This window comes from Gilliamella sp. W8136 (genome assembly GCF_016101285.1).
Classification (GTDB): domain Bacteria; phylum Pseudomonadota; class Gammaproteobacteria; order Enterobacterales; family Orbaceae; genus Gilliamella; species Gilliamella apicola_N.
Genome location: NZ_JACFQU010000004.1, coordinates 129,963 through 145,422, shown reverse-complemented (window position 1 = coordinate 145,422; position 15,460 = coordinate 129,963). Strand labels below are relative to the sequence as shown.

The window sequence follows — 15,460 nt, the reverse complement described above, 5'->3', positions numbered from 1 at the left end:
TGTTAGTTAATTTAGCTTGTTATTTGCCCAATAAATTTTCTAACATATCGACAGCTTTTTGTTTGGAATCTGATTTTGAGCCATCTTTTGAGCTGCGATTTTCTAATTTGTTGCGAAATTTATCTAAACTTTCTTGCAACTTATCATTAAAGAGATCTTTAATCACTTGGCCTATATCAAGTTGATAATGAAGTTTAGAAAATTGCCCGTAAATACGCAATGGAATTACTAGCTTTTGTAGTTTGGCAATGGTGTTGCTTTTTCCGTTCCAACCACCAAGAATTTTAATATTCATGTTAATATCAAGATCTTTTTGAATCATCCCAACTTTGCCAGAACCATCAACTATTTCAAGGGTTGGTGAAAGGGCATTTAACGTTGTTAATTCCAGATTTCCTCTATTTAAATAGGCATCAGTACTGATTTTCGAAAATTCTGTATAATTTTTCATATTTTCAGTTGCTGAAACGTCTTTAGTATATTTAGTTGCAGCATTCTGAATGATACTATTTATATTGATTTTATTTAATTTCGCATTAGTTACATTAATTGATAAATTACCTTTTAAATTTTCTAATAATTTATTTCCAGATAATGTATTTACTTCTATATCTCCGCTTGCATTAAATACTCCCTCTAAATCATTAGGTGTTTCTATCTGGTTAAAGAAAGTATTTAAATCAATATTAGTAATTTTGGGAATTAATTTTATTTGAGTATATTTTTGTTTACCATTTGCCACACCCGTTGCTGCTATGTGACCTTTAGCGAAGTCAAAACCAATATTTTGAAATGTTGTAACTCCATCATTATTGGCTAAAGCTACATTGATATTATTTAATATCATCTTATTAATATTTAATTTTTTAATGTCTAGTTTTGCTTTAGCGTTAAAACTATTAAGAAAGTTTAGTTCGTTATCTACATTTGTAACATTAGATACAACAGGCGGAGATTGTTGTATTGTAATGTTTTCATTTGTTTTTTTGTCTTTCTCTAAAAAAGGCGTAAGATTTAGCTCATTACTTGTTACCGTTAAATCGATATAAGGCTTTTTATCAAAATTAGCATTAACGGCACCAGAAAAATAATTTTCATTAACTGAGAAAGATAAATCCTTGCTTGTTAATTGTTTTGAATTGTGTAGATAATTAATAACACCTTTCAAATTGCCTTTTAGTTCTTTGGTAGGAATAGCTACGCCCTTATAGGTGTAATCAAATTTCTTCAGATCAATTATGGCTTTTTCTGGGAATAGTGCTAAATCAACATCTGCATCAGCCACATAAGAAAAATTTTGTTGATTACGATCGATATTGCCTTTAACATCAATAGCGATTTTTTTATCAGATTTTTGGATGATAGCAAGGTTAATGTTTCTAAAGTTAATAAAATCATCTTTATTTTGTAAAACAACAGTGCTATCAGAAACTTCAAGTTTATTTAAGGTAAATGCCCATTTTGATGATTCTTTTTGCTGCTTAGTTTGTGTAGTTTGAGTATCATCAGTAGTTGGTTGCTGTTCAGTTTTATGTTTATAAACTTGTCCTTTACTTTCATCGGTAATATTGATAATAGCCGATTTTATAAATACATTTTTAATTTCTAATTTTTTTGAAAATAAAGGAAATAGCTCAACATCAAGGCGCATATTATCCGCTGTTAAAATTGGTTTTTTGGCATCAATGTCAGACAGTTTAACTGAATCGGTTAATATACTTACTTGCGGCCAGATGTGCCATCGTAAATTACCGTCAATAGTTAGTTCATAACCTGTTTTATCTTTAACTGTATCAGAAATAAAACCTCTATAATTATTAGGATCAACAAAAACAATAAGAGATACGATGCCAATGGCAGTAAGAAGAATTAAAATTAAAAGAGTAATCAATATTTTTTTGATCATGTTAATATTCCTTCAGAATAAAAACTACGGAGTGATTTAGTCTTTATCAATACGGCTAGCGACTGCGCCATGTTGATCTTTATATTTTGCATCTTGTCTACTATTATACGGTCTAGCTGCTGGACCGGTGAGTGTTTCAAAACTAAGTGCGCCTATTGTCATTCCTGGTCTAAGTGCTAACGGTATTTTTCCAGAATTAAAAAACTCAAGTACAATTTGTCCTTGCCAACCTGGATCGATACGATGAGCTGTTACATGTACCATAAGCCCAAGTCTAGCAAGGGATGATCGCCCATCTAACCAGCCAACCAAATCATTAGGAATTGTGACAGATTCTAAAGTAACGGCTAATGCTAATTCACCAGGATGAAGATAAAACGCATCACCTTCAGGTAAAACTATTTCTTCACTCATCACTTTTTCTAATACTGCGGATACTTCTTCTTTAGGACCGCTTAAATCAATATAAGGTGTAGTATGTTCTCTAAAAGTACGAAATTTATTACCTAATCTAACATCAATAGTTGCACCATTGATGCAGTTTGGTGCTGGTTGAGGGGTTATTTTTAATTTACCATTTTGTAAATACGTTTCGATATCTCGATCGCATAATCTCATGAGTTATCCTTAATGCAACTTATATTCGTTTATTCTAGCAGGTTCTTTTAATGTCGTCGATGTCCGCAAATTAAGGTTTTAGCACCCATACTCGTCCATAGTGATTATAAAAACCAGCCAGTTCTCCAGGCTTTTCACCAATGCCTAGATAAAGATCAAAGTGTTGACCTTTAATGGCTCCTCCTACATCTAGTGCAACCATTAATCGAGTCTCTCTTCTCCCTCGATGTTGACCATCATCATCAAGAAGTGGTACATCGGCTAAGATTACTGAACCAATGGGAATTAAAGACTTGTCAGAAGCGACCGATGCATTAGCGATTAAGGGAACCGATGCCGCACCTTTTACTTCTGCATTATATTTTGGTTCAAAAAAGACAAAAGAACGATTTTGAATGAGCAATTGTTTAAGTTTTTCCTCATTTTTATTTTTAGACCAATCTTTTATTGCTTGCATTGATAATTCTTCTTTTTTGATCTCACCTTGTTTTACTAACAATTGACCGATACTTGAGTAGCTATAACCATTTTTTCCAGCATAACTAAAAAACACTAAGGGATCGCCATCTTCAAAATCAATATAAGCACTTCCCTGAACTTCCATAATAAAGTTATCCATTAGAGAGTTACTGTAAGCTATTTCCAGTCCTTTGCCAGCTAATGCACCATTATAAATTTGCTCACGACTTGGAAATTCCCCTTCATTCAGGTTTGGCATCTTATAAATAGGGTATTTGAATTCCGCCGTTGGAGTATGTCTTGCTTTAATGACAGGCGTATAATAACCCGTAAAATGTACATTACCGTAGCCATCTTGCCCAATCATCCCATAGCTGTTTAATCCAACTTTATGAAACTCATCAAAGTCTAGTAAGTTATTAATCCAGTTATTAATAGCGGTATAAATATGTTCATTTTCACGATACAACTCAGGGGATGAAGATTCAATCATAGCAACTTGAAGAACATAATCGGATATGTTAACAGGAGCGCTTAAATGGGGATATGATACATTAGAAGTTAATAGCAACTTACCATCCATGTATTGATGATCTTGTGTAGTATCTTTATTTAAATGACTTTGGCAACCAGTTGATACTGATAGAATAATCAAAATGTATAAGACAGATAAGTAAATGCAGCGTTTCTTTTGTTTCATGTTAATCATTTATTGTAATAAGTTATAAAGTATAGTGGGTTATGCTACACAATTCTATTATAAGAAACTATAGATAATTATTATGAACCCATAAAAAGTTTTCATAACAATTCAACTTGCGCTTTGATTCTATAGACTTTATAGTCCTATATTCTTGTGAATCGGAAAATTGTGAAAATAAAAGGTAATAATAGCAATGAGCATTAAATCCTCTAACCATGATCTAAAGCGAAACCTTTCTAACCGACATATTCAGTTAATTGCCATTAGTGGTGCAATCGGTACTGGCTTATTTATGGGGTCAGGTAAAACGATAAGTCTGGCTGGACCTTCAATCGTTTTTGTCTATATGGTAATTGGTTTTATCCTGTTTTTTGTTATGCGAGCAATGGGTGAAATTTTACTTTCAAACTTAAAGTATAAATCATTTAGTGATTTTGCGAATGACCTTTTAGGGCCTTGGGCTGGTTTTTTTACAGGATGGACTTATTGGTTTTGTTGGGTGATTACCGGAATTGCAGACGTTGTTGCCATTGCGGGATATGCACAACATTGGTTTCCTGAATTACAGGCATGGATACCAATGTTTTTGACGGTTATTTTATTAGCAACTCTAAATTTATTAACCGTAAAAATGTTTGGTGAGACAGAATTTTGGTTTTCAATGATTAAAATCGTTGCGATTCTTGGATTAATTGTTATTGGGAGTATATTAATTTTAATCTCATATCATTCTACACAAACTGATACAACAGCAGCGTTTTCAAATTTATGGCAATATGGGGGGCTTTTCCCTAATGGTAGTATGGGCTTTTTTGCTGGTTTTCAAATTGCGATTTTTGCTTTTGTGGGAATTGAGCTAGTTGGTACTACCGCAGCAGAAACTGTCGACCCAAATAAAAATTTACCACGAGCAATTAATTCTGTACCTGCTCGGATTATCTTTTTTTATGTATTTGCTTTAATCATAATTATGAGTGTTACACCTTGGACATTAATTTCACCAAATAAAAGTCCGTTTGTGGAATTATTTACCTTAATAGGTTTACCTGCTGCGGCAAGCATTATTAATTTTGTAGTGCTGACATCAGCTGCCTCTTCCGCTAATAGTGGTATTTACTCAACGAGTCGTATGTTATTTGGACTTGCAAAAAAGCAAGATGCACCAGAGCCTTTCGGAAAACTGTCAAGTCGTTCTGTTCCAGCTAATGGTTTGTTATTTTCTTGTCTCTGCTTATTTGGTGGTGTGGTATTGATTTACCTTGTGCCTAATGTTATGGAGGCCTTTACCATAGTTACGACGATTTCGGCTATTTTATTTATGTTTATTTGGTCGATGATTTTAATTTCTTATATTGCTTATCGTCGTAAGAAAGCTGATTTGCATGAGCAATCTGACTTTAAAATGCCTGGCGGTATTTTGATGTGTTTTGTCTGTTTGGCCTTTTTTGCATTTGTGATTGTGTTGCTTACTTTCGAAGCTGATACTTGCCAAGCTTTAATTGCAACACCTATTTGGTTTGTAATATTAGGAATAAGTTATTATTTCCGTTCATTGAAAAGATAATATGTTAGTTAAATATTGGCAGGGGTCTCCTGCCAATTCTCTTTTAATTATTCATCATTTTTTGCTGGCCAGATAAAGCTTGCAATAATACCTAAAACTAAAATTCCTAAAACGATGTAAAGACTCATGTTTGGGCTAATATCAAGTCCATAACCAAACAGATGATGACTGGCATTTAAAGCTAATTTACCAGCAATGAAAAATAGTAAACAGATAACAGCTTTACCAAGATGCACCAAATATTGTCGCATAGCCTCTAAAACAAAATACATCGTTCTAAGCCCTAAAATAGCAAAAATCATGGCACTATAAACAATTAATGGTTCTTGGCTAACCGCAATCACCGCAGGGACTGAGTCAAAAGCGAACATAACATCACTAAGTTCAATAACAACAATACATAAAAATAACGGTGTTGCATAAAGTGCACTTTTAGAAATTTTGCCAATTAAATCGCTGTTTTCTGGTTTTTCAAGTTCGCTGTCTACTTGTTTTTGAGTCAATAAAAAAGAGTGTCCTACAATCTTAGGGTATGAGGGAAAAATATGTTTCGCTATGCGAAAGGCAATATGATTGGAATAATCTTTAATTTCATCATCACTGTTTTGATTTTTTAACATCATTACTCCCGTAAAAGCAACCATAACAGAGAAAACTAACTCCATCCACGGCCCTAAGGATAATAAACTTGTACCAATTATTACAAAAATTGCTCGGAATATAATGGCACCAATAACTCCCCAGTAAAGTAAGCGGTGACGGTAATTATTGGGTACGGTAAACCATGAAAAAATTGCCATAATAACAAACAAATTATCGACAGATAACGCTTTTTCAAGAACATAACCAGTTATAAATAAACTTGCAGCTGTACTACCATGATGAATATATAAAAATAGCGCAAACCCTAAGGCGACTGCTATCCAAAAAATTGACCATCCAATTGCATTTTTTAAACTAATCGGTTTATCATTGTGGTGAGCATATAAGTCGATAATAATTGCAGCTAGGGATAACCCAACAAATACTAATACTGTTTCTATTGGAAATCCTAATGAATGTTGAATCATATTTATGTGACCTAGTTATAATTTTGATATATAGATAATTTGAATGGTAAATACTGTTTAATATAAACGGTATCATGTAATTATAAAAGTGGTACAGTATATATTGCTAGCTAAATCAAAAAAAGTTATATTTGAGTCCCCCCATTAACAATTATAATTAATTAACATTTTGAGCCAATTTTCATGACAAATATCAGGATAATTATTTTATGTATTCTTCCTTTTTTATCAGGATTTTTACATGCACAATCGGTAGAACCTTATTTATCAACGTTACCTAAAGGAAGCGATTTATCCATTCTGGTTCAATCTGTTGGTAGTAATCCGAAAACATTAGCAAAATATAAGAGCGATCAATTTAAACAACCGGCTAGTACTCAAAAAGTTATTACGGCTTTAGCTGCACAACTTGAATTAGGTAGTGATTTTCGCTTTAAAACGCTTATGAAAACGAATGGTTCAATAAGCAATAAACAGTTGAATGGTGACCTTATCATTCAATTAAGTGGCGATCCCACCTTTTCAAGTGATAGATTAAAAATAATGCTTACTGAACTGCGGCAAAAAGGTATTGAAAAAATTGCAGGAAATATCATTTTAGATACTTCAGTTTTTGCCAGTCATGATAAAGCCGCTGGTTGGTCATGGAATAATTTAACTGCTTGTTATAATGCACCTCCATCTGCAGCAATCATAAACGATAACTGTTTTTATGCAACAATCACACCAGGAAAGGTAGGCTCTAAAGCATCTGTTTCAGTCGCATCTTATATTCCGGTAGTGGTATCTGCTGATATCAAAACAATTGCCGCCAATAGTAAAGATTTAAATGATAAATATTGTGAGCTAGATGTAAGCTATTTTGATAAAAATCGTTATCACCTATCTGGATGTGTTGCTTCTGGTAATAATAAAATACCATTAAAATTTGCGGTACTTGATGGAACAGCTTATTTTTCTGCAATATTAAAAAAAGAACTCAAATTACAAAAAATAGTTTATACCGGTAAAATTTTAGAGAAAAACCAAAAAAACAGTTCACAACTGACTTTATTAAGTTCCAATGAGTCAGCCCCACTTTCTGAATTACTGACTGTTATGTTAAAAAAATCAAATAATTTATATGCTGATGCTATTTTTAGAACACTCGGAGCACATCATTACAACATTGCTGGAACTTGGCGTAATAGTAGCGATGCAGTTAAACGAATTTTACTTAAGAAGGCAAGTATTAATCTTGAAAATTTAGTCATTGTGGATGGTTCAGGATTATCCCGATTAAACTTAGTTAGTGCAGACAAATTAATGGAAATATTACAATATATTTCGGCAAATAATGCGCAATTAGGGATTATTGAAATGTTGCCCATTGCTGGCGTTGATGGAACGCTGCAAAATCGTAAAAGCTTTAATCAATTACCCTTTAAGGAAACCATTCGAGCTAAAACAGGTTATATTCAAGGTAGTTATAATTTAGCTGGATTTATTCAAAAATCCGATGGTCAATATTTGGCGTTTGTGCAGTTATTATCAGGATATCACGCTGATACACAAGGTGAACCGAAAAATGGTGCAATAATGCGTTTTGAATCAGAATTTTATAAGAATTTTATTGATTAATAAATGAATTAAGGACACATATATTGGTATTAACTTTATATGTGTCCTACTACTTTTTGTTCTGATAAATCAATAATTAAATGTTTTCGCCTAAGAATCCACCACTCTGGTGTTTCCAAAGTTGAGCATACAGTCCATTTTTATCAAGCAGTTCTTGATGAGTTCCTTGTTCAATAATTTTTCCTTGATCAAGAACAACTAATCTATCCATTGCAGCGATGGTTGATAATCGGTGTGCAATGGCAATAACGGTTTTACCTTCCATTAAAGTATATAAACTTTCTTGAATAGCTTGCTCAATTTCAGAATCCAACGCACTGGTCGCTTCATCTAATAATAGAATTGGGGCATTTTTTAATATAACTCTGGCAATTGCAATGCGCTGTCGTTGTCCACCTGATAATTTTATGCCTCGCTCTCCTACAAATGCGTCATAGCCTGTTCTACCGTTTACATCAATAAGTGTATGAATAAAGCTATCAGCATGAGCTTTTTTTGCTGCTATAATCATCTCTTCTTCAGTGGCTTGATTGTTACCATAGAGTAGGTTTTCTCGTACTGAGCGGTGTAATAGGGACGTATCTTGAGTTACCATACCAATTTGGGCGCGTAAGCTTTCTTGGGTAACGGTTGTAATTTCTTGTCCATCAATAATAATTTTACCACTTTGTAAATCATAAAAGCGTAATAATAAATTAATAAGCGTGGATTTACCTGCCCCAGAGCGACCTACTAACCCTATTTTTTCACCTGGATTAATCGTTAAATCCAAATCTTGAATGATAGAGTTTTGTCTTTTGGCATCATAATTAAAGTTAATGTGTTGAAACTCAATTTTACCTTGTTTTACAACAAGTTCAGTTGCATTAGGTTGATCATTAACTGTTTTAGTTGAAGAAAATGTATTGATACCGTCTTTCACTACACCAATATTTTCAAATAGAGCAGCCATTTCCCACATGATCCAATGAGAGAAACCGTTTAATCGTAATGCGACTGCGGTAGTTGTTGCGATTGCTCCAACACCAACTAACTGATCTGTCCATAACCATAAAGCAACACCAGTCGTGCAGAGTATTAATGTAATGGATAAAAGATGGTTAACAATTTCAAAACTGCTGACTAAACGCATTTGTCGATTAACAGTAACTAAAAACTCATCCATTGATTCTTGAGCGTATTTAGCTTCATTACCTGCATGTGAGAACAGTTTAACTGTCATGATATTGGTATAGGCATCGGTGACTCGTCCTGTCATGGTAGAACGTGCATCGGCTTGCATACTGGCAACTTTACCTAGGCGTGGAATAAAATAGTACATTGCAATCCCATAAAGCACAGTCCAACCAAGAAAAGGCATTAATAACCAAAGATCTAATTGTCCAATGATAGCCGCCATGGTAATAAAGGAAATAAGTACATAGATAAAAATATCTGCGACTAAAAAACAAGTATCTCTAACCGCAAGCGCTGTTTGCATAACTTTTGCTGATATTCTTCCTGCAAATTCATCTTGGAAAAAGCGCATACTTTGATTAAGAACTAATCTGTGCAAATTCCAACGCATTCTCATTGGGAAATTGCCAGCAAGACATTGATGTTTAATAATCGTTTGTAAACTGATGATTAGCGTACTGGCTAAAATTATTAAAGCTAATAAAATTAATGTGGTTTTTTCTTGCTGCCAAAATTTAGATGGTTCAACTTCTGCAAGCCAGTCAACCACTTTACCTAATGCAGCAAATAAAAAGGCTTCAAAAGCACCACTTAATCCACTTAGTATGATTAATAACAGCATAAACACGCGAGTGCCTTTGGTTGATTGCCATATAAAACTAAAAAAGTTTTTAGCCGCTGGTTGAGGATCATCTTTAGGATAAGGTGACACCAATTTTTCAAAAAATCGATACATAATAGACCTAATTAGTAAAATGATATTTTATTGGTAAATATATCAATGATATATGGAATATGAGATTAAGGCTAATGGATATAATTCATCCTGATACCCAAATTTAAGTGAAATTTTAAATAAACATTGCTTAGCTATCTACCTGTCATTAAAGGATGTATGAACATAAAAAAATAGTGAGGAAAATGTTTGGTTAATATTTCCTCACTTTAGCAATTATATATTGAAAAACAGTAGATTTCTATTTATTGGTTTAAAAAACGTCTTTAATTATTTGTACAACACGACCAACTATATTGTACTTATCAAAATGTGCTTTAGGTACTTCTATTGTTGGATATTGCTCATTGTTACATATTAAAATCCAACTACTCAAAGTTAGGCGTATTTTTCTTAACAAGGTAAAATTTTCATATTCGATTAAATATATTGCTCCATCAACCATCTCCGTTATATCCGTGTTTATAATAAGTCCGTTATTATTTTCAATTTCAGGAGACATTAAATCACCTTTTGCCCAATAGATAATTAATTTTTTTATATCTAAACCACGATGAGATGCCCAACCTTCCACAACTGGATAATTCATTACAGGTGGTGTTTCTCTAATATAGCGTTGATATTGTGCTTCTTCTTTGGTTGGTAATTGTTTTTTATAAACAGGAATACGGTAAATATTTTCATTATATACATCATCGTCATCGTCTTTTGGGTCAAATACTTCAAGTCTATAACCCGTGGCAAGCCAGTTAAATGAAACATTACATTTCTCAGCAATTACCTCTAGACGAGTAAGTGAGGGATAGGTTTTTCCTGATAAATAATCCCTGATAACAGTTTCTGACATATCACATTTCTTCGCAAAAGCAGAAACAGATAAACCTTGCATTGAATTATATAGTCTGTCTTTGAAGGTTTTGACATTTTTATTTTTGATCATATTCATTTCTGTCTCGTTTTTCTTTTTTTCATCCGTATGGTAATTATAGTGCATATTTTTTAACTTTTATATACACGGTATTGGGAATAATGTGTGTTTTAATGTGTTTTTCTTCGATTTAATGTTTTTAATTCGTGTTATATCGCGATTAGTCCTTTTTTTTACGGTTTTAGATTTTTGAACCAATATTTAGAAAAAAACTTTTGTAAATTTTTTTCCGCTTTAAATCTGCAGTTTTATACGATATTTATATTATTTTTATGAGTAATAATATTTTTTTTCCTTTTTTTTGATATTTATCTAATTAATGAAAGAGCTGAATTTCATTGGTAATCTATTTTAGTAACATGATTTTTAATATTTTGTTCGTTTTTTTACCGATTCGTTTTTATAAAACAAAAAAACAAATAAAAACGTTGACTAAAGCGAAAAAAAATGGATAATAAGCAGGGTAAGGATTTTTCATTGTTTTCTTTCCTTATATTCCTTATATTTCATGTTGGCCTGTATAGTTTTATACAGGTCTTTTTTTTATTCATAATCTAGTTATGAAATCCTTTCACAAAAAGAGTATAATCAAACCTCATTAAAACTTACGTCTAAGAATAAAGTTTAAATAGATAAGAGTAGTTAATTAAGAGGATTTTATTATGTCATTTAGTATCCCACACCTTTTAGTGTTTCTTGCTGTGGTCGTTCTATTATTTGGTACTAAAAAATTACGTAATTTAGGTTCAGATCTTGGTTTCGCATTAAAAAGCTTCAAAAAAGCGATGAATGACGATGAAATTGAATTAAAGAAAGATAATAAGTAACGATTGATTAGTATGGATACTCACTTTGATATTGTAATCGTTGGCGGTGGTTTAGTTGGGTTAGCAACAGCTTGTGCACTTAGTCAATATGATTTGAAGATAGCGATCGTAGATGCTAAAGTTCATCATAATGAATCTTTTCTACAAAATGAAATCGGCATAAGGGCTTCAGCAATTAATGGTGCTAGCCAAAGGTATTTTTCTCAAATAGGCATTTGGGATGATTTATTAAATAGTCATCGTGTGCAAGACTTTACCGAAATAGGTGTATGGGAAAAAAACGGTATAGCACATCTTTCAGCTCACGCAAAAGATTATGGTTATCCAAATCTAGGCTATATCATCGAAAATAATCTGATCTCTCACTGTTTGTATCACTTTGCTAAAGAAAATCACAATATAACAATTTTTAATCTTGCTGCTATTGATAATTGCTATAATGACGATTATGCATTTTTAACCTTGGCAGATAATACTATTTTACAAGCTAAACTTATTATCGGCGCTGATGGTGCACACTCTTGGTTGCGTAAACATGAAAAAATTTCAGTTTTTGAACGTAACTATCTTCATCACGCAGTAATTACCACCGTTGAAACTCAGTATCCTCACCAATCTTGTGCTAAACAAATTTTTTATCCAAATGGTATTGTTGCTTTTTTACCTCTTTGGCAAGCAAATAAAAGTTGCTTGGTATGGTCAACCAAACCTAACCAAGCAACAATTTTAACATCGCTTACAGAATCAGAGTTCTGCCAAGAACTGTTTAAATTAACGGGCGATAAAGTAGGTAAATGCCAATTAATCAATCAACGGATGGTCTTTCCACTAAAAGCGCGTTTTGCCAAACAATTTGTTAAACATCGAACAGTGCTTATTGGTGATGCAGCACATACTATTCATCCTTTGGCAGGGCAGGGAGTGAATTTAGGTTTTCAAGATTCAGCTTTATTAGTTTCGACAATTAAGCAATTACATGATAAACACAAAGATATAGGACTTGCTGATAATTTAAAATCTTTCCAATTTACTCGCCGTAAAGATACGTTAGTAATGTTAACTGCGATGCGAACTATTCAAGACATGTTTAATGGTGATAACGTTTTGAAAAAAATGTTAAGAACTGCGGGCATGAATGCGATAGACAATTGTTCACCCTTGAAAAAACAACTTATTAAATACGCAATGCATATTTAATCGAATCTAAATATTTAAATCCTGCAAAATTTTTACAGGATTTAATAATAGTTGAGTTATTTGAAAGCAACTTGATAAGAAGTTGGTACAAATGGTGAAGAGGGTACATGTATCGCCCAATATGGATCGTTTAATAATCCTCGCCCAATTGCCACTAAGTCAGCATCCCCAGTACTTAATACATAATCTGCTAGGTATGGATCTTCTAACATACCAACAGCTATAACTGGTAAATTGATTGCTTGTTTGATCGCACGAGCCAAATATACTTGATATCCAGCATGAAACTGCGGTGTATGAGCTGGATCTAATTGCCCATCGCCACCACCACTTACATCCAAAATGTCAGCGCCTGCATCAGCAAAACGTTTTGCTATTTTGCGTCCATATTCTATATCATAGCCATTTTTACTATACTCTTGTGCAGAAAAACGGATAATAAGTGGCATATTGCTAGGCATTACAGATTTAACTGCTTGTATAACTTGTTCACCAAATAATAATTTATCTTGACCGTATTCATCGGTTCTGTGATTAGTTTTTGGTGAGCTGAATTGATGAATTAAATACCCGTGAGCACCATGAATTTCGATGGCGTCAAAACCTGCTTCAACTGCCCGTTTTGTTGATTCTTTAAATTTTTGAATGATATCAATAATTTCATCTTTTGATAATTCTCTTGGCATTTGATACTGCCATTTTGGATTAGCTTCGTTGGAACCATCATAAAGAATAGGTGAACAAGAGACAACATCTGAAGCTCCTAAAGCTTTTCGACCTGCATGAGCAATTTGGATAGCGATTTTACCATTTTGAGCATGTACAGCATCAACAATTCTTTTAAATTGATCACGCTGCTCATCATTCCATAATCCAAGACAATTTGGTGAAATACGACCATTAGGCGCTACATTTGTCATTTCAACAATAATTAAGCCTACACCACCAATTGCTCGAGATACATAGTGAACAAAATGCCAATCATTAGGCATGCCATCGGTGGCTTGATATTGGCACATAGGGGGCATTACGATGCGATTTTTTAGTGATAAATTTTTGATACTAAAGGGAGTATTGAGAAAAGAAATTTTAGCCATAAATGACTCCTTAGGTAACTTAGTAAAAGTATTAAGTTAGTTTATTCATCAGTAAAAGTAAATATTAATGTCTTAATTCAATTGAGTTTAGAATTTTTTATCAATTTCAATGATTAAAATGTAAGAGCACTTAAATTAAAAAAATGTGATAGTTTGGTCATTTGTTTACTTATTTGAAAAGAAGTTTTTGTTATCATTTCAACTTTCCCTTAAAACGTCTAATAATTTTTTAAAGGAATAATAAGTTACTTGTATTTAAAGTTAGAAACTAAATGATAATTTAATTATCAATTCATTTGTAAAAAAGTTTCAGGTTAACTATACGTTTTAGTATAAAATAACCAACAGATGATACCCATCAACCCCAATATTATTCCTGATAACACAATGGCTATCCACCCATAATGACTAAATAAATAGGTTGAACCAACAGAGCCAAGCATTCCACCAATAAAATAACAGACCATGTAACCAGTATTCATTCTGCTACGAGCTTCAGGTCTTATTTGATAAATTGCACTCATATTTGAAACATGTGTGACTTGCACTGAAAAATCTAATATAACCACACCTAAAATTAATGCAATGATTGAGTATTGCGCCAATGAAAGTGGTAACCACGATAACAGTAATAAACCTAATCCTATTGTGGTAGCAAGCCAACCTTTACCTTTGTCTGATAATTTACCTACTATAGGCGAACCCAATGCACCCGCCGCTCCAGCAATTCCGAATAGACCAATAATGAAGTCTGAATAGTGATAAGGATCATTACTTAATAAAAACGCAAGTGGTGTCCATAATAAAGAAAACAATGCAAATGATATAACTGCTAATAATGAACGAATTCTAAGGATAGGTTCTTGTTTGTATAATGAGCCAATTGACCATAACAATTGAAAGTAATTGATATTGATTGTATTACGGTAAGTAGGTAGTGAAATCCAAAGTAATAGGGTAACAATACCCATGATACTTGTGGCAATCCAATATACGTAATGCCAATCGGCAATAGTTGAAATGGCGCCAGCAAAAGTTCTACCCAATAAAATCCCTAGTAACATTCCACTCATTAAAGTGCCAACGATTTTACCACGGTGTTCAGGTTTGGATAGGGTAGCTGCAAAAGGAATTAAAACTTGTGCAACGGTTGAAAATAGCCCCGTCATGGATGTACCTATGATTAACATCCATAAATTTTTTGATAAGGCACTGACGATAAGCCCACAGGTGGATAACACCATTAAAATAATAATTAAGTGTTTTCGCTCAAATTTATCACCAAGAGGTGTGATAAAAAGTAAACCAACAGCATAACTAAACTGTGCTGCCATTATGATTGAGCCAGCATGCTCAACTGCAATATTTAAATCATGAGTAATTGAATGTAGTAGTGGTTGAGCATAATAATTGCTGGCAATAGTTACACCAATAGCAAATGCCATTAAAAAAACTAACCAGCTGGATAAACCTTGAGATTGTTTGCTTTGCATAAAATAAATGTTTCAAAAAAATAATGATGAATTATATATTAAAAATAAGATTGCTTCTGCTTGATA

The 15,460-nt window shown here is 33.0% G+C and carries 12 protein-coding genes; 4 read left to right on the top strand and 8 right to left on the bottom strand.

Features of this window, described 5'->3' with window-relative positions; translation table 11 throughout:
• Positions 1–19 precede the first annotated feature (19 nt).
• From asmA to mltA, 3 genes are all read right to left on the bottom strand, one after another.
• Complete coding sequence (gene asmA, locus H3T96_RS03625) at positions 20–1,906, bottom strand: outer membrane assembly protein AsmA (RefSeq protein ID WP_144091527.1); 1,887 nt, start codon at positions 1,904–1,906, stop codon at positions 20–22.
• A 36-nt stretch (positions 1,907–1,942) separates the two neighbouring features.
• A complete protein-coding gene (gene dcd / locus H3T96_RS03620; RefSeq protein ID WP_065738672.1) occupies positions 1,943–2,524 on the bottom strand; it encodes a dCTP deaminase in 582 nt (193 codons plus the stop codon).
• A 70-nt stretch (positions 2,525–2,594) separates the two neighbouring features.
• Positions 2,595–3,683, bottom strand: coding sequence for a murein transglycosylase A (gene mltA / locus H3T96_RS03615; protein ID WP_186279217.1), 1,089 nt, complete (start codon positions 3,681–3,683; stop codon positions 2,595–2,597).
• 196 nt (positions 3,684–3,879) lie between these two features.
• Here mltA and cycA point away from each other — a divergent pair, with 196 nt between their 5' ends.
• Positions 3,880–5,250: a D-serine/D-alanine/glycine transporter gene (cycA, locus tag H3T96_RS03610; RefSeq protein WP_144091529.1), complete on the top strand. Its 1,371-nt coding sequence runs from the start codon at positions 3,880–3,882 to the stop codon at positions 5,248–5,250.
• 47 nt (positions 5,251–5,297) lie between these two features.
• On the opposite strand, the gene H3T96_RS03605 is transcribed toward cycA, so the two are convergent.
• On the bottom strand, positions 5,298–6,320 hold the full coding sequence (locus tag H3T96_RS03605) for a TerC/Alx family metal homeostasis membrane protein (RefSeq protein ID WP_144091530.1): 1,023 nt from the start codon (positions 6,318–6,320) through the stop codon (positions 5,298–5,300).
• Between the two features lie 183 nt (positions 6,321–6,503).
• Between H3T96_RS03605 and dacB the strand changes: the two genes are divergently transcribed.
• Entirely contained in the window at positions 6,504–7,940 is a 1,437-nt protein-coding gene (gene dacB / locus H3T96_RS03600) for a serine-type D-Ala-D-Ala carboxypeptidase (protein ID WP_144091531.1), read from the top strand.
• Positions 7,941–8,016: 76 nt separating this feature from the next.
• On the opposite strand, the gene H3T96_RS03595 is transcribed toward dacB, so the two are convergent.
• Together H3T96_RS03595 and H3T96_RS03590 are read right to left on the bottom strand one after the other, a co-directional pair.
• Positions 8,017–9,852 (bottom strand): ABC transporter ATP-binding protein, encoded by a 1,836-nt coding sequence (locus tag H3T96_RS03595; RefSeq protein WP_039127331.1) that lies wholly within the window; start codon positions 9,850–9,852, stop codon positions 8,017–8,019.
• Between the two features lie 253 nt (positions 9,853–10,105).
• Positions 10,106–10,798 carry a LexA family transcriptional regulator gene (locus H3T96_RS03590; RefSeq protein WP_039127328.1) on the bottom strand — a complete coding sequence of 231 codons (693 nt, stop codon included), beginning with the start codon at positions 10,796–10,798 and terminating at the stop codon, positions 10,106–10,108.
• A 644-nt stretch (positions 10,799–11,442) separates the two neighbouring features.
• On the opposite strand from H3T96_RS03590, the gene tatA reads away from it, so the two are divergent.
• Complete coding sequence (gene tatA, locus H3T96_RS03585; RefSeq protein WP_051516275.1) at positions 11,443–11,607, top strand: twin-arginine translocase TatA/TatE family subunit; 165 nt, start codon at positions 11,443–11,445, stop codon at positions 11,605–11,607.
• 12 nt (positions 11,608–11,619) lie between these two features.
• Positions 11,620–12,804: an FAD-dependent monooxygenase gene (locus H3T96_RS03580; protein WP_144091532.1), complete on the top strand. Its 1,185-nt coding sequence runs from the start codon at positions 11,620–11,622 to the stop codon at positions 12,802–12,804.
• A gap of 56 nt (positions 12,805–12,860) precedes the next feature.
• Here H3T96_RS03580 and H3T96_RS03575 read toward each other — a convergent pair whose 3' ends face one another.
• Together H3T96_RS03575 and H3T96_RS03570 are read right to left on the bottom strand one after the other, a co-directional pair.
• Positions 12,861–13,901 (bottom strand): NADH:flavin oxidoreductase/NADH oxidase, encoded by a 1,041-nt coding sequence (locus tag H3T96_RS03575; protein ID WP_144091533.1) that lies wholly within the window; start codon positions 13,899–13,901, stop codon positions 12,861–12,863.
• A 314-nt stretch (positions 13,902–14,215) separates the two neighbouring features.
• Positions 14,216–15,394: an MFS transporter gene (locus H3T96_RS03570; protein ID WP_039127323.1), complete on the bottom strand. Its 1,179-nt coding sequence runs from the start codon at positions 15,392–15,394 to the stop codon at positions 14,216–14,218.
• Positions 15,395–15,460: the final 66 nt, after the last annotated feature.